The organism is Cerasicoccus frondis (assembly GCA_031296915.1).
In the GTDB taxonomy this organism is placed as follows: Bacteria; Verrucomicrobiota; Verrucomicrobiia; order Opitutales; family Cerasicoccaceae; genus Cerasicoccus; species Cerasicoccus frondis.
Genome location: JAVDPC010000003.1, coordinates 203,783 through 221,958, shown reverse-complemented (window position 1 = coordinate 221,958; position 18,176 = coordinate 203,783). Strand labels below are relative to the sequence as shown.

Here is an 18,176-nt window from a genome sequence, read left to right as displayed (position 1 = left end):
TCCCCAATGACATTAAAAGAACTTCAGCAGTGGATGCTCAACCACGACGAGGAAGACTCCTGGTGGGTTGCAGTGGATGGTGAAGTTCAAGACAATCTAGCGTCACTCCCCGATGTTAGTAAGGTAAAAGAACAACACCCAGCATCACAGATTTCCGTCCTCCACATCAGCAATGCGGACGACGAAGACGCGGAATGGATTATCTTCGAACGCGATCCATCCGAATTCAAATTAGCCAAAGACAAAAAGGGCGGTAGCCTGAAAGTCCCTCACTCGCCGACCAGCATACCCGAAGTGGTTGAGTATGAGGAAGAAGAGGAATTTGAGGAAGAAGAAGAAATTCTCGAGCCGCGCACTTCAGGCGGCATCGCATCTTCCGAGGAATTCGTGGCTCTTCAGGAAGAAGTAGAAGCCCTCAAGCAGGAAGTCGCTTCGCTCAAGGCGCTCGCCAATGAACTCAAGCGCCCGATCATGGAAGCTCATCAAGTGCTTGAGGAGCGCGAAAAATTCCTTGAGATCAGCGAAAACTCCCTGTTCGACAAAGCTCAGAAGCAGGAAGTGTTGCAGACCGAACTGGAACAACTGCGTGAAGAGCTACACGAACGCGAACGAGCGCTCAATCACCGCGAAAAAGCGACCCGTTAGAGCACTTTTCATCGAACTTGGCCAATCAGGCCGCAGTGATTTTTCGTGTCCAGCAAGGCGGCTTGAGCGTCGCAGGCTGGAAAGCCTGTGAGCGAAAAGCCAACGCCGCTGCTAGGGAAAAGCACTGCGGCCTGATTGGCCAAGTTCGATGAAAAGTGCTCTAGCCAATTGCCTGGATTTCACGCGTCCAGAATACCATTGGGTGCGCGGTTTCCACTGGCTGGTCGACATCCTGCCACTCAAACGTCGTGGCCAGTTCTGGATGCTTTGCATAGCCACGCTTCCCCCAAAAGACGTCGTGCGGACGATAGTCAACCGGCTTAAGTGGGTGATCCTCAGGACGCTCTACTGCGCAAAAAGTTGTCAGATTAAAGCGTCCTAACTCTCGAGCGAACGCCTCACGCTCATCGAAAAAGCGATGCCCCAGCCCCTGCCCCCGATACTCTGGCAAAAGCACGGACTCGCCAAAGTAAAAGATTTTGCCGATTTCGTAGCCCTCCCTCACAAATGGAGCGGTAAACTCGCCGACTTCATACTCCATGGGCAAGGCAGTTGAGGCGCCAACGACCATCTCCCCGTCGAACACGAGCACAAAGATGCATTCCGAACAGTCCAAATAGCGCTGCAAGTAATGCGCTTCATAGTCCATAGCTCCTTCGTAAAGATACGGAAAATCGCGAAACACGCGAATCCGCAGCCGGGCTAAGTCGTCCCGATAGGGAGCGACATCAGGCCCGACGAAGGTCTTCACCTCGAGTTTCATTCTGCAACTCCGAGAATTTTCATCGCTTGCTGCACGTCTTTGTCGCCGCGTCCGGAAAGATTAACGACCAGAATCTGATCCTTGGCCATCTGTGGCGCGCGCTTCAGCGCATAAGCCAGAGCATGCGTCGACTCCAGCGCTGGAATAATCCCCTCTACCCGACTCAATGTCTGAAATGCCTCCATGACGTCTTCGTCCGTGGCATAGGCGTAGTCAATGCGACCGCGATCATGGTAAAAGGCGTGCTCCGGGCCAATCGCAGCGTAATCCAAACCAGCGGATACGGAGTGTGTCAGCTCGATCTGCCCATCCGGATCTTGGAGAATAAACGTCTTCGAGCCTTGGAGCACACCGACCTTGCCGCCTTCAAAGCGGGCGGCGTGCTCGCCCTGCTTGATGCCGCGACCGCCGGCTTCCACGCCGACTAGCTTCACATCGGCGTCTTCCAAAAATTCAAAAAATAGCCCAATGCAGTTTGAGCCTCCCCCCACGCAAGCAACCATTTCGTCGGGCAAGCGACCTTCTGCTTCGAGCATTTGGCGTTTTGCCTCTTCGCCAATCACCTTATGGAAATCCCTGACCATCATCGGATAAGGATGCGAACCCAGCGCGGACCCAAGAATATAATGCGTGTCACGGCAATTCGTGACCCAGTCGCGCATGGCCTCGTTGACGGCGTCTTTAAGCGTTCGCTGCCCGGCCTTGACGCCGATTACCTCGGCGCCCATCAGGCGCATGCGAAACACATTCAGCGCCTGTCGCTCCATGTCGACCTCCCCCATGTAGACCACGCAATCGAAGCCAAATTTTGCGCAAACTGCGGCTGTCGCCACGCCATGCTGCCCGGCGCCAGTCTCGGCAATGATCCGCTTTTTGCCCATTCGCTTGGCTAGAATCGCCTGCCCAATGCAGTTATTTACCTTGTGAGCGCCGGTGTGAAGGCCGTCCTCACGCTTCAGGTAAATCTTCGCGCCACCGCAATGCTCGGTCAGTCGCTCAGCAAAATAGAGCTCGGTCGGACGCCCCGCGTATTGCTTGAGCATGTATGCCAACTCATCGCGAAAAGCCGGATCTGCCTTGGCCTCCTCATACGCCTGCGTCAGCTCAAAGAGCGGCGTCATCAAAGTCTCAGGCACGTACATGCCGCCATAGATACCAAAATGTCCCGCTGCATCAGGCAGCGAAAAGCGGTCGATTGGCGTTGCGGTATTCGGGGAAGTCGTCGAAGGCATCCCCTCAAGCAAGTCGGCGAGAGCACAATTCGCAACAAGAAACTAATCTCAACTGAAGGGTCAATTTCCTGCTCCAACGCAAGCCTCAGGTGTGCTTCACGGTGATCAAAGTCAAGTCGTCCATGAACATGCTGCCGCCAGTAAAGCGCTCCACCGTCGAAACGATGCCCTCGTTGAGCGCCTTCGCGTTCCGCCCACGTAACGAAAGGGCGACTTCCTCCAGTCGGTTACCGGAAAACTCAGCGCCATCACGGTTACTGGCCTCAGTGACGCCATCGGTGTAAAAGACCGCCGTGTCACCCTTTTGAAAAGGCACCGTTCGGTCTTCGATAATTAGGTCAAAGACTTCGCTCGGCACCATGCCAATCGCCATGCCTTCAGCGCCAACCATTTCAGACTTCGCCGGCCCATTCTGCGGATCGTCATGAACCAGTAACAGCAGTTCGTGCCCTGCCCGGGCCATGGTTAACTCCTCTTTACGCACATCGACCACGGCGAAAATCACGGTGATGAACATATCCTGACGCATTTCAGGCGTCATTTCCCGGTTCATGAGCCTCAGAATTTCCGCCGGTGAATCATACTGCTTGGCAAAGTGCCGCAAATTGGTCTGGCAGATCGCCATGAGAAGCGAAGCAGGCACCCCCTTACCCGAGACATCGGCAATCGCGAAAGCCACCCGATGCTCATCGATTCGGAACACATCATATAGGTCGCCGCCGATTTTCTGCGCTGGTCGATAAAAGGCGTCGATATCGAGCGAATCCATCTGAGGATACTCGCTGGGCAAAATCATGCCCTGGATGCTACTCGCCATGGAGATATCGAAGTCCAGCTTCTGCTTCTCCATCTGCACCTGCATCAAGTCGGAATTATGGATCGCCAATCCAGCCTGCTCAGCCAGAGATTCGATCAGCGAAAAGTCCGTCTCATTAAACGCCAGGCCATCGGCAGGATTTGCCACGGCAAGCACGCCCAAGACCTCATTGCGAAACGGGATGGGCGCCACTACGAGTGATCGCACTTGCAAGGAGGCGTCCCCATGCTGGATCACTCGCGGGTCCTGTGTGGCGTCTTCTATCAGAATCGCCTTGCCGGACTTGGCTACCGATCCAATCACGCCCTCGCCAATATCAAAGATTTCTGAACGTAAAATACCCTCAATGAACTTGGCGCGCGTAGACAGTTTTTCACGTGAACTTTCAGGCAGTGGTCGTTGTGGCGGGAATAAGCCCTCGACCGCCACCCCATGTAGCTTGTCCTCTTTTCGCTCAAACACACAGGCGCTCAAGGCCCCAGTACTGAGGATTGCCGCGTGGACAATCCGCTGGAAAAGCTCATCGCGGTTAACCCCATCGCCGATCGCCTCAACCAAGTTATGCATGAACTCGACCACAATCTGCTTCTCCTGCTGGAGCAGTTGAATGTCTTCCTCAAGCTTTTCTCTCTGCCGACGCACAGACAGGCGGTAAAACAAAAAACCGCCTAGGCCGCCGAACAACAAGCCGAGAAAAAAGTACATAAGCTAGGAAATTAGAATGAATTATGCGCCGAAGCAATCTTCTGGTGTAAACAATTTGAAGACAGCCATCAAAATCCTAAAAAACGGCAAAATGTGATCGCCATCTAGTCCCATACCTTCACAGTGCCGCCAAGGGTCATGTTAAAGTAATTTTTTACCATTCAGGTAATCGTCGTAACTACACACAGCAGCAATCGCTGCCGCCACGCCCTTACTCACCAACCCCAGAGTTGTCTCTCGCCATGCAGATGTTTTCGCTGACTTAAGTGTTTTACTTACGCTACGGGTTGATGGCGACAATAGCGAATATCAGAATCTACTCGACTATGGCCTGGCCAACACGACCTCCATCGAGAGCACCGAGGTTTCAAACATTACGGTGACTGCTCTTCCCGACAATTCGATCTCATTGAGCGAGCTTGGCCCGGATGGATTACATCATTCCGGTCCTCTATTCAACAGCTCAACTGCAACTGGAGCATATTTTGCCCTCCCATGGTTCGAATACCAAATACACCAGAGTGAAGATTTGAGCGATTGGAACATCATACCAGCTCAACCTGGATACGGATTTCGGCCAACGCCAGGGTCTTCCAATTCAACAACTGCCCTCTTTGAATACATTTCCGCTTCCAGCGCGGAATGACCGCAGGCGGTGTTATAAAGACCGACTCCAAAGATTGATACACATCAAATTTGGAGATATCCTTCGTCTCTACGAATCAGGCAGAGGCAGATACATTTGCGGTTGCTCATCCAAGCGTACCAAAAGCAGCGAGAGTTAGTGCTATCGTTGCCCTGATACAGTCTCGACTTGAGATAAAAAATAAATTCCAGCGGGCGCATATAGAGACGTTCGCAACTTTATTTCGCAACAAAACCAGGGCCACAATAATCTAGCATAAATAAGCACATACAACCATAAATTGCGTTGATTCCAGAACGTCCCCATGATACGATTACTTCATACAATAAATGATATTTAAAATTACTTATTGTATAAAACCTGAACCCTAAATCCTAGTACAATGCTAAGTCTACTAAATCGTAAAACACTCCCTGCTTCCGCCTTCATCGGCGCCCTCGCCTGTTCAATCCTCTCTGCAGATGAATCTGGCTTCGCCCAAACCATCCGCCCCATCACCAATCCTGTCTACTTCGACTCAGCCCTACCCCAAACACAGATTCACCCAATCTTTATTTGGCAAAATATGCCGAGCTCGATCAGCACGATCATAGGCGATGTGCCACTGGGAGGAGACTTCCAGCTCTACGCAGTCCAAGCTGAACTCGCGCTCAATGAGCGCTTCTCCATCGTTGCAGCCAAAGACGGCTACCTCGTGTTTAATCCGGACAATACTCTCGTAAATGCCGAAGGCTTCGCCAACCTCGCCGCTGGCGTCAAGTGGGCTTTCATTTACGATGAAGAAGAGGACCTCGCGGTCAGCGTGAAAACCATCGTAGAAATACCGACCGGCAACACCGACGTCTGGCAAGGCGGCAAGTATTACTCCATCACACCGTCTATTGGCGTGCTCAAGTCGTGGGGCGACTTTCAGTTCAGCAATGAAACTGGCATGATCATCTCCGTGAATGACAATGGGAGTGACGAAATCTTTAGCAGCTTCCACGCAAGCTATGGCTTCTGGGATATGTTTTACCCGCTGGTAGAGCTGAACTACTTCCAAGTGATCAACCCGGGCAATGGCGGTTCGCGTTTTAGTCCGCAAGCCGGTGGCGCGGTTCCGGCGCTCGTGACCTTCGAAGGCGGTGATTTAGTCAACTTCGGGGCCTCAAACTCAAACACCTACAGCAGTATTGTCACCGTAGGCGTGGGCTTTCGCATAAAGCCACTGGAGAATATCGAGCTCGGCGCAGCCTTTGAACTACCCGTGACTCAAACCAGTCATAACTTGATGCAAAACCGGGTGACGCTCGACGCCGTCTGGAAGTTCTAAAAATGCACCTGCACGCCCCGGTCATTTGATAATGACCGGGGTTTTTACTGGTCCAAAATATAATCTGCAAAGCTCAAAGAACGACGGCAAACCCATTGACATGGCCATTTTGAGCCGTTAACGTATCGATATGAGATTATCTACCCCGATCTTAACTTTATCATTGTGCATTGGCGCATCCACCTTGTGCGCTGACATTATATTTTACGATGACTTTGGCGATTCGAGCACAAACTCAAATCTACCTGGGCGCACCCCGGTAACTGGAACCGGAAATAACTGGGTAGGCTTCAACGGCGGCGATAATTTCGGCTGGAAAGTAGTCGATGGCGCAGCCGAGTTTGGTTCAGCAACCACTAGCAACGCCATGGCAGGTGTGTTAATCGGCGCCTCCTATTTTGCCGATAATCCAGGCATCTACAGCCTCAGCGCTGTCTTCAACATGACTGACGTGGACAGCACTACTTGGTATGGTTTGGGCTTTGCGCAAGCATTCTCCTCCAGCGCAAATACAGGGCTCTACCAGACAGGGTCCACGCAAGGCGAGCCATGGCTCTTCATGCGCAACAACGGTGAATTCAACGTGCGCTACGGGGCCCTGACTAACACAGACTTATACAGTCAGGATGGCTATGACGTGACGAGTTTCACTGCCGAGCTCATCCTAAACACAACCGTCGCACAGTGGACAGTAGACGCTTACATCAACGGCGTACAGGTCGACCTCGATGAAGCAGGCGCAGGCCTGACCTATACCTACGAAGAGAATCCTCTATCTATTGCCTCGGTTGGATTGTCATCGGCAACCGGCGCGCAAGGCGCGATTCAAAGCATCACGCTGCAAACCGTACCCGAGCCAGAAGCCTATGCGATGATCTTTGGATTCGGCGTATTGGCCATCTCACTCGTATGGCGAAAAAATCAGCGTTGATCCGGCTTGGTCTCGCCGCACTACAGTTCGCGGCTTTTCTTGGAACGAAATGCCATAATCTTCGTCCATAGAAAAAACATTCGCGTTCGCAGGCGCGATTCGTAGACCTAATTAACATATTACATGCGCATCCTCGCTATCATCGTCGTCTTCGGGCTATTGGCAACTGCATCGATCTCAGCCACTGTCAAGGCCCCCAATATGTCCGCTTTTTCCGTGACGCAGTTGGTTCAAGGTCCGCTCCTCCAACGCAATTACCCGGATGCCTTGCCCACGCTCATCGAAACGATCAACGACAGCACAACTTTCGACATTTCGCTCGACCCCGTATTCATTGAAAGCTTTGCCGATCCCAAACTGCTCCAACATCCGGTGTGCTACGTCAATTTCGGCGACCGCCCAGACTGGGAACTGACGCCGGAAGAAAAAGACAACCTCAAAGGCTTTCTGGATCGCGGCGGCTTTCTCTACATCGATGCCGGCATCAACGCCGACTTCCTGCGCAAATCAAACCCCGCCTACAGCCAAAGCCACAGCTTTGCCGAGTGGCGCGTGAGCCCTGAAATCGAAGCAGTCTTTCAAGATATATATCCGGGCAATCGCTTTCGCGCCCTGCCCCGCGACCATTCACTGTTCCGTTCGTTCCATGCGGGCCTGCCCGACGCATCAGTGCTGCCGGAAACCGTGCGCGATTTCGTCGTTAACGAAAAATGGCCGCAAGGCACCTACTCCGCCATGGGCCTCGAAGTAAACGACCGCCTGGCCGTACTCTGCATGCCGATTCTGGCCATGGGCTGGGGCCAAAACGAAATGGAGCAATGGACCACCTTTATCGGTTTCCGCATTCGCGAAGGCGCCGAGGGGCTCTCGGAGCGCTTGTCGGAAGCCGCATACACAGGCACCCGATTCGAGGCCGTGCGTGAAGATGGCCGCCAGGACGTCATTTACACTCAGCAGGAAGCCATGCCCGCCTGGGTTCAGGAACCGAGTGGGGATTGGCGGGTATTCCGCTACTATTACACGCCGGAAATCAGCGACTACGCTCACCGCTTCTACACCCAGCTCGGCGTCAATATTTTCGTCCACGCTTTCACCCGCTAAGAGGCGCCAACATCCAGCGTTACTGAATAAAGCGAACCGCGCTTAGTATTTCCGTGGGCGGTATCCTGGTCGGTAGCGTCCCTGATGGTTCATCATGAACACCTCGCGGCGTGGCCAGGCAAAGCGCACTACGATGACAGTGACGAGTAGCGTCAGGAATGCGGTCCACGCGCTGGCCAGCCATAGCCCATGCACCATGCCCGCGATGAGGAAACTCGCCAGCACGCTGCCCAACGCGGCAAACGGTAAAAACATCGCTCCTGGCGCAATGTAGCCTTCGATCAAAATGCGACCCATGAAATACTGCAACGGGAACACAATGATCCACGCCGTGATGAACCAACCAAAGAAATTCAGCAGCGGCACCCCGTAGTAGGCGCCCGTGCTTTCCCAGATCCAATACTCGCGCACGATGGTCGCCACCGGCTCCAAGGCGAGGTCCACCCCGGTCGCGCAGATCGCCACCCCCAGCGCGATCAGCCCGGGTCGCGGTTCACGTTTGTTGCGGACCATGCTGTTCATCAGGAGCAGCAGCGGGTAAAGCACCACCCACCATGCCAGCGGAATTGCCCAGGGCAAAATCCCCGCGATGCGCGGCCCAAAGTTGTCCGTGTAGGCATAGGCGCCAAAGGGCAGCCCGGTCATCGCGCCCAGCATTTCCATGCCGCCCGACACCGCCGCAATCCAGATAAAGTAGGCAATCGTCGCCCCCCACCCGATCCGCCGCGCCGCATCAAAAAAGATCACTGCCGAAGCCAGAATCATGAACAGCAAATCCTCCCAGTGGCCCACCGGAGACTCGTAGGGAATCGCCACCGCGACCAGCCCCACGAGGAACCAAATCGCGTACCAAATCAGGATTACTTGAAACAGCCGTCGAAACATTGCCCGAAAAGTTGAGCGCGTTTTATGCCCGCTGCAACCCCTCTTCGCGAAGTATTTTTGAGCCCCGCTTAACGACAGACCTGGAAGCTGTTTGACTTGATGACGAGGAATACGCCATCGCCCACTTTCAGGTCCAAACTGGTTACTGCATCCAGCGTCACTTCCGCCGCAATGATCGCCTCCGAGCAGTCGCCGACCTGCGTCACCACGATGACTTTGTTCGGCAACTTGCGTAGCTCCACGATGCGCGACGGCAGGCGGTTGCGCGCCGAGATCTTCGCTACCGGCTGCTTCGCGAGCATGATTTCGTGCGCGTTGAGTCGCAGCAACGCCCGCGAACCAGCAGGTAAATCAATGCGCGACACCTGCACTTCGGGGCCAAGCTTTGCATCGCAAAGCTTCAGCGTAGTCAGCGTTTCAGTGTGGCTCACCACGTGGCCGTAGAGCATGTTTTCAAAGCCGTCTTCCAGCGCCGAATAAATCTCGGACTTCAGGAACACATCGCGCGGCGAGCCTTTGTCGGCCAGCCTCCCCTGCTCCATCACCACCACTTCATCGCACAGCGCCTGCAGCTCCGCCGGCTGGTGGGAAACGATCAACATCGGCACCTGAAACGTTTCCCGAATCTGCTGCAAAAACGGAATGATGCGGTAGCGCAACTTGTGGTCAAGCGACGCCAGCGGCTCGTCGAGCAGGAGCAGCTTCGCGCCCGAAATCAACGCCCGCCCCAGCGCCACGCGTTGACGCTGCCCGCCGGACAATTGATGCGGATACCGCTCCAGCAAATCGCCCAGCTCCAGCGCATCGACCGCCTGCTGCATCAGCGCCTTCACATCGCTCCCCTGCGCCATGGCGCGCTTCTGCCCGGCGAGTAAATTTTGCCGCACCAGCCAATGCGGAAACAGCAAATGCTGCTGCGGCACGTAGCCCACGTTACGCGCTTCCGGCGGCAGGCAAATGCCCTGCGCCTGGTCGAGCCATACGGTGTCGTTGAAGACAATGCGCCCGGTTGTCATCGGCGGACGCCGCATGCCGCAGATCGTTTCGAGCAAGGTCGTCTTGCCACAACCCGACGGCCCGAACACGCCCGCGACCGGCGCCGCGAACTCATGCTGAAACGAGGCCAGCCCCACGCCCGCGTCGCTCTCAATGTGGATGGACAGTGGCATAGTTCGATGCGTGTGCGTTGGTGAAGCGCTTCGGCTGCGCAAGCCACTCCGTCAGGTAAACCAAAATGAAACCCAGCGCGATGGCGACCATCAGCAGGATGTTCGCCCGCGTGTCGTCGCCCGATTGCTGAGCGCTGTAGATCGCCGAGGCCAGAGTCTGCGTCTTGCCTGGAATGTTCGCAGCGACCATGATCGTCGCGCCAAACTCGCCCATTGCCCGCGTGAACGACAGGATAATTCCCGCCGCTAATCCGCGCTTGGCCAGCGGCAAAGTGACCGCAAAAAACGTCGCTAAACGGCTGTTGCCTAGCGTGCGATTGATCGACTCCAGGCCCGGGTCGACCGCCTCAAAGCTCACGCGCGCGGTCCGCAAATAAAGCGGGAACGACATCACGCAATAGGCCAACACCACGCCCTTCCAAGTCAGCAAAATATCGAGGCTGAAGCCCAGCGTTTCGCGCCCCAGCAAACCGCGGTCGGCGAGCAGCAGGAGCAGCAGGTAGCCCACCGCCGTCGGCGGCAACACCAACGGCAAGCTGGAGATCGCGATCAGCGCGCGCTTGCCCAGGAAGTCATACCGCGCCATCCAATACGCCAGCGGCGTGCCGAGCAAAAATACAATCAACGACGCCAAGCTCGCCCAAGCCAGGGTGGAAAGGATGACGTTGATGATCGGCTCCATGTTAGTCGTTGGTTACCGGCAAAAACCCGTAGCGCTCAAACACGCTTTTCACGGCCGGTGTGCTCAGAAATTTCAGGAACTCTGCGCCGCTGGTTTCGTCGGCGCCCGCGATCTCGGCCACGCAGTAGCGGATCGGCGCAGCGGCGCCCAGCGGCACAGCGTAGAGCTCGCGCAGCTGGTCTTTCTCAGTCAAATAGTCGGTGCGGTAAACGATGCCCACAAGCTTGCCATTGTTGCTCACCTGCTTCAAGGCCGCACGCACATCGGGCATCGGCGACAGGCGGCCATCCAAGTGCGACCAAACCGACGCGCCGTCGAGCGCGGAAAGTTTCTCTAGCCAGCCCTTCGCGTATTGGCCAGCGGGCACGTAAGCCGGATCGCCGATGACCAGGTATTGAAAATCAAGCGACGCCAGTTCCGCCGGCTTGCTCAACTGAAACGTCGCGCTCTGCATGCAGACCACCACAAGCTGGTTGGACAGCAAATCCGCGCGTGAACCGTCGACGATGAGCCCCGCGTTTTCCACCTCGTCCATCCAGCGCGTGTTCGCGCTCAGGTAAACGTCGGCTTGCGGCGAGGCCATGATCTGCTTGGCCAACGAACCCGAGCCCGCGAAGTTCAAGACGACCTCCCTGCCCGTCTCAACCGTGTAGACCTGCGCGATTTCCGTGACGGCGTCGCTCAAACTCGCCGCGGCAAACACAGTGATGGACTTCGTTGGCGCCGCGTCTTTCCCGCAAGCGTCTAAGAGCAACGCCGCGCCCAACAGCGCGACCGTTTTCAATGTGGCTGATCGCTTCATACCCGGGCAGATTTACAGCAAAGCACTGGCCAATGAGTTCGCCCGACTCAGCTAGTTATCCCGCTAATGCCTTCAGCAAGAGTTCCTTGCCGCGTGGTGAGTAGTCGAGCTTCGTCGCGGCTTCCAGGCCCGCAGGGCTCATCTTCTTCGCCGTCTTCTGCAGGATGTCGATGACCTTCGCTTCGTCGTATTTCTCAACGATGCCGTCGTATTGAAATTGCAGGAACACCAGGCACAGACCGTCTTCCAGCGTCTGGCAATCGGCATTGCCCTTGATGTTCTTTTTCAGGTTCAGCTCGCGCACGGCGTCGATCGTCTCCTGCTCGTAGCCAAGCTCGCCCAACACCTTGGCCGATTCGTCGGCGTGGAACACCTTCAGATCGGCGCGCCACTTCAGGTAGCCCGCGCGGCCCTCCGGATATTCACTGCGTGGGCGCTCCCAACGCCGCATGTGCTGCGAACGGCTGGCGAGCAACAACGGTTCCGACGCCTCGGGCGCCAGCTGCACGACCCGATAGCACAGCGCCTGCGCCAGTAAATACTCGGCCGCATAGATCGTCCCTTCAAAGGTGATTTCGGCCGGGTCCTCCTGGTTTATCGCGTCGAAGCGCGCGACGGCTTGGTCAAAGCGTTCGCGGTTGGCGATGTCGCTGTCGGGAATGGAAATTTCGAACATGGGCGGCATTTTAAAAAGAAGCTCCGGCGCCTGTCGACGCCGGAGCTAAGGGTATTGATCAAAAAATGAATGCTAGCGTAACGTCCGAATAATTGCGCGATTCAGGTCACCGTTAGTTTTCGCCAAACTGCCCCATGGAAATATCCCCAGCTGGCTCATCAAGAATGACATTGCGCGCATAAACGTCCTGCTGTACACTTAAATCGCCATTCTCGTAGACGATCAACGCGTTACTACGCTCGGCCGGATCACTCACCACGCCATTGCCATTGCCGACGACTAAAATGCGCGTCTCTTCGTCTGGGATGATGGTCGTATCATTGTATCGGCCCAGGTAAACGACCTCTTGTTTGTCACTGATCAAACCAGTCCCGATACCATACGCCCGTAGTCTATTAATCATATTTGAATATCCAATTGCTACGGCATAATATCCACCGACAGAATTCAATCCTCCCATCGCGATGGCCGCATGTCCACCTCCAGTATTCGCATAGCCGAGCAATATGATGCGGCTCTCTTCCTCGCCAATCGAGTTGCCGTAGCCCACAATGAGGGAGTCTTCGGTTTCGTAATCGATGGTGTTATACCGACCGACGATGAGGTTTCCATCAGCTTGTGACCCATTCATGGTGTTATTACTGCCAACAACGCCAGAGTCACTTGAAAGCGTATTGCCGGAACCAATGTTTAGCCCATCTCCTGTGATAATAACCGCTCCAAGATTCAGGTAACCAAGGAGTAAAAAAATCAAAGCTGCTTTAGCGTGTTTCATATATAACATCCAGTTTAGATTCAATGACAGTCCGAATACTAGAAGCAGATACTTGATTCGCCACCCTAAAACGACAAACACGAATGTTTTAACACAATTGACATACTCCATCACAAAAATAAGCTCCGGCGCCTGTCGACGCCGGAGCTTTGCTCATTTGACTTTTTACTCTCTTATTTTCTACGCGGTTGCACAACTGCTACTACAACCAGTTTTGCAGAAATTCTGGGTGGATAACGCCGCATCCAAAATGTCCTCCGGCGGCAGCTCCAAGATCACGTCGTCACCCTTAATCCGCACCGGAAAAGTCGCGATAGAGTAATCCTCGCCGCTGATGCATTCGCCCGTTTCCAGGCTGAAATTCTTCTTGTGCAGCGGGCACGAAACCTTGGGCGTGTTCTCCTTGTCGCCAATGATCCCGCGCGACAGCACGAAGGCCTTCTTGTGCGGGCACATGTTTTGCGTGGCGTACCATTCGCCGCGGCTAGCGAAGTGGAACACGGCAATCTGCGACTTGCCAACCTTAACTGCGGCGCCACCGTTTTGCGGGAAGTCCCACACCTTGCCAACGGGCACGAGGCGCGTATTGGCGGACCTGCGGGCCTCGGCAAAATCGACCTCGCCCACCTTCAGGTCGAGCACGTCGCCGCCCACCTTACTCCAGTATTCGGGGCGCTGCTGGCCACGCTCGTCGACCATCTCGATAATCGGCTCGCTCTCGCCGGTGTTGACGAATTGCTGGAAGAATTTCCGCTTGGCCGGGTCGTCCACAACGGCCTTCCACTCGCACTGATAGGTATCAACGAGGAACTGCATCTGGCGCTCCAACTCATCGCAGATGCCGAGCTTGTCGTCGACCACGACAGACTTCAGGTAGTCCAGGCCACCGTCCATTTTCTCCAACCACACACTGGTGCGCGTCAGGCGGTCGGCGGTCTGGATGTAGAACATCATCACGCGGTCCATCAGCTTGATGGCGTCCTCCTCGCTGAGGTCGGTGGCGATCAAATCGGCATGACGCGGCTTTTGCCCGCCGTTGCCGCAAACGTAAAGATTGTAGCCGGTCTCGGTCGCGATCAGGCCAAAGTCTTTGCTCTGCGCTTCGGCGCATTCGCGGGTGCAGCCGGAGACTGCCATCTTCATCTTGTGCGGCGCGCGGATGCCCCGGTAGCGCTCTTCGACTTGGATGGCGAACTTCACCGAGTCCTGCACGCCGTAGCGGCACCAACTCGATCCGACGCAGCTCTTGACCGTGCGCAGCGCCTTGCCGTAGGCGTGGCCGGACTCGAAGCCCGCCGCGATCAGCTCTTCCCAGATGTTGGGCAGGTCCTGCATTTTCGCCCCAAAGAGGTCCACGCGCTGGCCACCGGTGATCTTGGAATACAGGCCGTATTTCTTGGCCACCTGCCCGAGGACGATCAATTGGTCGGGCAAAATTTCGCCACCCGGCACGCGCGGGACCACCGAGTAGAGCCCGCCTCGCTGCATGTTGGCGAGGAAGCGATCGTTGGTGTCCTGCAGGGTAGCGTGCTTCGGGTCGACGATCACATCGTTGAACAAGCTGGCGAAAATCGATGCCGCCGTTGGTTTGCAGACTTCGCAGCCCGTCCCCTTGCCCGCTTCTTTCAGCAGGTCGGCAAAATTGTTGATCTTCTTCACGCGGCAAATGTCAAACAGCTCCTGGCGCGTGTAGGCAAAGTGCTCGCAGAGGTCCTTGTTGACCGTTCGGCCGAGGCGCTTCATCTCGGCGTTGAAAAGATCCGTCACCAGCGGCATGCAGCCACCACAGCCGGAACCAGCCGTGGTGCAGGCTTTCACGGCGAGTGGCGAGTCGCATTCCTGCTCCTCGATCGCCGTGCAGATCTGCGCCTTGCTGACATTGTTGCAAGAGCAGATCTGCGCGGAATCGGGCATGGCTTCGACGCCGCCTAACGCTGCGCCGCCTCCGCCATTGAGCCCCATAATGTCCGTTGGCGCGGCGGGAAGGTCTTCGCCCGCCTTGGCAAACGCCGACAGCGTGCCGTACTCCGAGGCGTCGCCCACGAGGATGCCGCCAACGAGTTTTTTGCCGTCTTTAGTGAAAAACAGGCGCTTGTATTTGCCGCTAAAAGGGTCCTCCGCCACGAGCGATGTCGCCGCATCCGGCCCGGCTTCGTAGTCGCCGAAGCTGGCCACATCGACGCCCATCAGCTTGAGCTTGGTCGAGAGGTCAGCGCCGTTAAACGTCTGCGTATCGCCGCAAAGATTCGCCGCGAGCTTTTCGGCCATTTCGTAGCCGGGCGCGACGAGGCCGTAGATCATATTTTGGTGCAGCGCGACTTCGCCAATGGCGAAAATAGACGGATCACTCGTCCGCAGCTCGTCGTCGATCAGCACCCCGCCGCGAGGGCCCAGCTCGATGCCGGACTCTTCGGCGAGCTCGTCACGCGGGCGAATGCCAGCCGAGACGATGATCATGCCGACGTCCAGCTCCCGCCCGTCCTTGAACTTCATCCCGGCAACGCTGCCATTGCCCAGGATCTCGTCGGTCGCTGTGTCGAGGTGGACCTTTACGCCGAGCTCCTCCATCTTGTCCTTTAAAATGCGCGAACCGGCCTCATCCACCTGGCGCGGCATCAGGCGCGAGGCAAACTCGATGACGTGCGTTTCCAGGCCAAGATCGAAGGCCGCCTTCGCCGCTTCGAGGCCCAAAAGACCGCCACCGATCACGGCGGCCTGCTTCACCTTGCCACCGTATTCGATGATTTTTTCGAGGTCTTCAATCGTGCGGTAAACAAAGACGCCAGACTTCTCGACGCCTGGGATCGGCGGCACGAAGGGATACGAACCCGTCGCCATCACGACGATGTCGTATTCAATCTCCAAGCCCTTGTCCGAGGTGACGACTTTGCGCTCGCGGTCGATGGCGTTGGCGCGGTCGCCGATGTGCAGCTCGATACCCTGCTGCTGATACCACTCCAGGCGCGCAAGCATCAGCTGCTCGGCGTCACGGTGAGCGAAGAACGACGTGAGCCCCACGCGGTCATACGCGGCGCGCGGCTCTTCGCAAAAAGTGACGATGCGGTAGGTTTTCGATTCGTCAAACTGCACCATCCGCTCGCAAAAGCGGTGGCCCACCATGCCGTGTCCAATCACGACGATTGTCTTTTCGAGCTTACTCATATCTTAGTCGATTAGGCGATTACACAGAGAGCCGCATGCGCGGAAACAGCGCACGAATTGAGAACAAGCGGCGGAATTTGGATGAATATTTTTCATAAAGAGGCGAGAGGTCCATGTGTACAATTTTAGTCATCCAAGTAACAATTTGAGCAAAATGATCAGCGTACCGACCTGAGCAATAAGGAGCAGCAGCGCGAAGTTCTTCCAAAATTTCAACGAACCGCGCTCCATCAGCGGACGCCAAGCAGAGTCCATCAGTTTCGGATTCGGGTGCTGCAGGTCGTATTCAAATTCGGAAAACACCTGGTAACGCAGTTGCGGGTTGATCTGGACCGCCTTGCGAATCGCGCCATCCATCCACTCCGGCACGAGCGGATTATATTGGCTAGTCGATGTGTATTGCAGGCACGAGAGCTCACGCAGATTCGTCGCCCGTTCGTAAGCGCCGCCGTAGGGGTGCTGCCCAGTCAGCAGCTCGTAAGCCAGCACACCGATGGAAAACAAGTCCGCGAGGCGCGTCGGCGTTTTGCCCAGGCGATATTCCGGCGCGCTATAGGTCACGGTGCCGAGGGCGCGCAGGTGCTCGAACGGCGCTTGGATTTCCTCCAGGCCAGACATGTGGCAGGAGCCGTAATCGATGATCACTGCGCCACGCTCAGGGTGCACGATAACGTTGGCAGGCTTGATGTCCTGATGCAAAATGTCATTGCGGTGTAGCGCGCGAACACCCGAAATCACCTGCCGCACCAGCTCGATCACTGCTGGAATATTGACCTCGTTCTGCTGCTGCATCCACTGCGCCAGCGTAGGCCCCTCCACGTATTCGTAGAGGTTGTAGAGGAAATGCGCCTCCCCTTCCCGCTTGGCTGCGTGGAGCAAATGCAGGTGGTCGAGCCGCCTCGCCGTCCAATTTTCCGTGACAAAACGCTCCAGATACGCGGGATCGTCCTCGAAATTGACCGACGGCGTTTTCATCACATAGCGCGCGCCAGAGCGCTCACACTTTACGCGGTAAAGTTGGCTGCGAGACGTGGCGCTGATCTCCTCTTCGACCAGCAAGCCATCAATCTTCATGCCGGGCGCGAGGTCGGGGGGAAACGGCAGACGCGTCAACTCGCGGTAAACCTCGCTCACACCTGCCAAGACGAGTTCGTCGACCACAAACAGCAATGCGCTCAGGTTGTCATTGCTGCCCCGCTCCAGCGCGACGTCGATCAGGCGCTGGCAAGCGGCGTCCGGGTCGTCGAGGCCGAAGCGCACAATGGCCTCGATTTCCTCTTTATCGACAAAGCCATGCACGCCATCGGTGGTCAGCAAAAAGGCGTCGCCAGCCTGCACCAATCGGCTCTCATAATCTGCTTCAACGCGAGACTCCAGGCCCATGGCGCGCGTCAGCTGGGCCGGGCCGCCCCCAATGCGGACACTGTGATCCTGCGTAAGCTGGCTCAGATTGTGCCCGCACAATTGCCAGATACGCGAATCGCCGACATGGAAAATGTGCGCGGTGTTGGACTTTAATACGACCGCGCTAAAGGTCGAAACATAACCGCGGTCCGGGCTACTGAAACCACTGCCCAGCCCGAAAAGCCAGTTGTTGATTGAGCGCGTCACTTCTCCCCCGGCGCGCTTCACGGTCCATGTGTCCGGCGCGTCGAAGTAATCATTCAGGAAGCTCTGTACGCAGATTTCAGCCGCCTGTTTGCCCGCCTCGGCTACGCTGACGCCGTCGGCAATCACCGCCGCCACGCCTTTGATGGCCAGTTGTGCATCCGAGGGTAGGCGCAGGCCCAGGCAGTCCTCGTTCTCCGGCTTCACGCCGGGGCTCGTGGCCTGTCCGTTGCGGACTTTCAATTGGGGCTTAAGGTGCTGCATC

The 18,176-nt window shown here is 56.1% G+C and carries 15 protein-coding genes; 4 read left to right on the top strand and 11 right to left on the bottom strand.

What is annotated here, in order from left to right; genetic code table 11:
• Positions 1–6: 6 nt before the first annotated feature.
• Positions 7–645 (top strand): hypothetical protein, encoded by a 639-nt coding sequence (locus RBB63_RS03705; RefSeq protein WP_309381216.1) that lies wholly within the window; start codon positions 7–9, stop codon positions 643–645.
• Positions 646–805: 160 nt separating this feature from the next.
• On the opposite strand, the gene RBB63_RS03700 is transcribed toward RBB63_RS03705, so the two are convergent.
• The 3 genes from RBB63_RS03700 to RBB63_RS03690 all read right to left on the bottom strand — a co-directional run bounded on the left by RBB63_RS03700 (position 806) and on the right by RBB63_RS03690 (position 4,162).
• Positions 806–1,408 (bottom strand): GNAT family N-acetyltransferase, encoded by a 603-nt coding sequence (locus RBB63_RS03700; protein WP_309381214.1) that lies wholly within the window; start codon positions 1,406–1,408, stop codon positions 806–808.
• Positions 1,405–2,640, bottom strand: a complete 1,236-nt coding sequence (gene trpB / locus RBB63_RS03695; protein ID WP_309381212.1) for a tryptophan synthase subunit beta — start codon at positions 2,638–2,640, stop codon at positions 1,405–1,407. Before trpB ends, RBB63_RS03700 begins: the two co-directional genes overlap by 4 nt.
• An 85-nt stretch (positions 2,641–2,725) precedes the next feature.
• Positions 2,726–4,162: a PP2C family protein-serine/threonine phosphatase gene (locus tag RBB63_RS03690; RefSeq protein WP_309381210.1), complete on the bottom strand. Its 1,437-nt coding sequence runs from the start codon at positions 4,160–4,162 to the stop codon at positions 2,726–2,728.
• Positions 4,163–5,190: 1,028 nt separating this feature from the next.
• On the opposite strand from RBB63_RS03690, the gene RBB63_RS03685 reads away from it, so the two are divergent.
• The 3 genes from RBB63_RS03685 to RBB63_RS03675 all read left to right on the top strand — a co-directional run bounded on the left by RBB63_RS03685 (position 5,191) and on the right by RBB63_RS03675 (position 8,152).
• Positions 5,191–6,120, top strand: a complete 930-nt coding sequence (locus RBB63_RS03685) for a transporter (protein ID WP_309381208.1) — start codon at positions 5,191–5,193, stop codon at positions 6,118–6,120.
• Between the two features lie 130 nt (positions 6,121–6,250).
• A complete protein-coding gene (locus tag RBB63_RS03680; protein WP_309381205.1) occupies positions 6,251–7,051 on the top strand; it encodes a hypothetical protein in 801 nt (266 codons plus the stop codon).
• A gap of 123 nt (positions 7,052–7,174) precedes the next feature.
• Positions 7,175–8,152 (top strand): DUF4159 domain-containing protein, encoded by a 978-nt coding sequence (locus RBB63_RS03675; RefSeq protein WP_309381203.1) that lies wholly within the window; start codon positions 7,175–7,177, stop codon positions 8,150–8,152.
• Positions 8,153–8,194: 42 nt separating this feature from the next.
• Here the strand turns inward: RBB63_RS03675 and RBB63_RS03670 are convergent, their stop codons facing one another.
• The 8 genes from RBB63_RS03670 to RBB63_RS03635 form a co-directional block, all read right to left on the bottom strand.
• On the bottom strand, positions 8,195–9,037 hold the full coding sequence (locus RBB63_RS03670; protein ID WP_309381201.1) for a carotenoid biosynthesis protein: 843 nt from the start codon (positions 9,035–9,037) through the stop codon (positions 8,195–8,197).
• Positions 9,038–9,105: 68 nt separating this feature from the next.
• The gene (gene modC, locus RBB63_RS03665) at positions 9,106–10,206 is read right to left on the bottom strand and encodes a molybdenum ABC transporter ATP-binding protein (RefSeq protein WP_309381199.1); all 1,101 of its coding nucleotides are present in this window, start codon (positions 10,204–10,206) and stop codon (positions 9,106–9,108) included.
• Entirely contained in the window at positions 10,184–10,888 is a 705-nt protein-coding gene (modB, locus tag RBB63_RS03660) for a molybdate ABC transporter permease subunit (protein ID WP_309381196.1), read from the bottom strand. Before modB ends, modC begins: the two co-directional genes overlap by 23 nt.
• A gap of 1 nt (position 10,889) precedes the next feature.
• Complete coding sequence (gene modA, locus RBB63_RS03655) at positions 10,890–11,690, bottom strand: molybdate ABC transporter substrate-binding protein (protein WP_309381194.1); 801 nt, start codon at positions 11,688–11,690, stop codon at positions 10,890–10,892.
• Between the two features lie 55 nt (positions 11,691–11,745).
• Positions 11,746–12,366, bottom strand: a complete 621-nt coding sequence (locus RBB63_RS03650; protein ID WP_309381192.1) for a DUF4202 domain-containing protein — start codon at positions 12,364–12,366, stop codon at positions 11,746–11,748.
• 112 nt (positions 12,367–12,478) lie between these two features.
• Positions 12,479–13,141 carry a hypothetical protein gene (locus RBB63_RS03645; RefSeq protein WP_309381190.1) on the bottom strand — a complete coding sequence of 221 codons (663 nt, stop codon included), beginning with the start codon at positions 13,139–13,141 and terminating at the stop codon, positions 12,479–12,481.
• 180 nt (positions 13,142–13,321) lie between these two features.
• Positions 13,322–16,303 (bottom strand): nitrite reductase large subunit NirB, encoded by a 2,982-nt coding sequence (gene nirB, locus RBB63_RS03640; RefSeq protein ID WP_309381188.1) that lies wholly within the window; start codon positions 16,301–16,303, stop codon positions 13,322–13,324.
• Between the two features lie 129 nt (positions 16,304–16,432).
• A complete protein-coding gene (locus RBB63_RS03635; RefSeq protein ID WP_309381187.1) occupies positions 16,433–18,175 on the bottom strand; it encodes a bifunctional protein-serine/threonine kinase/phosphatase in 1,743 nt (580 codons plus the stop codon).
• Between the last annotated feature and the right edge of the window lies 1 nt (position 18,176).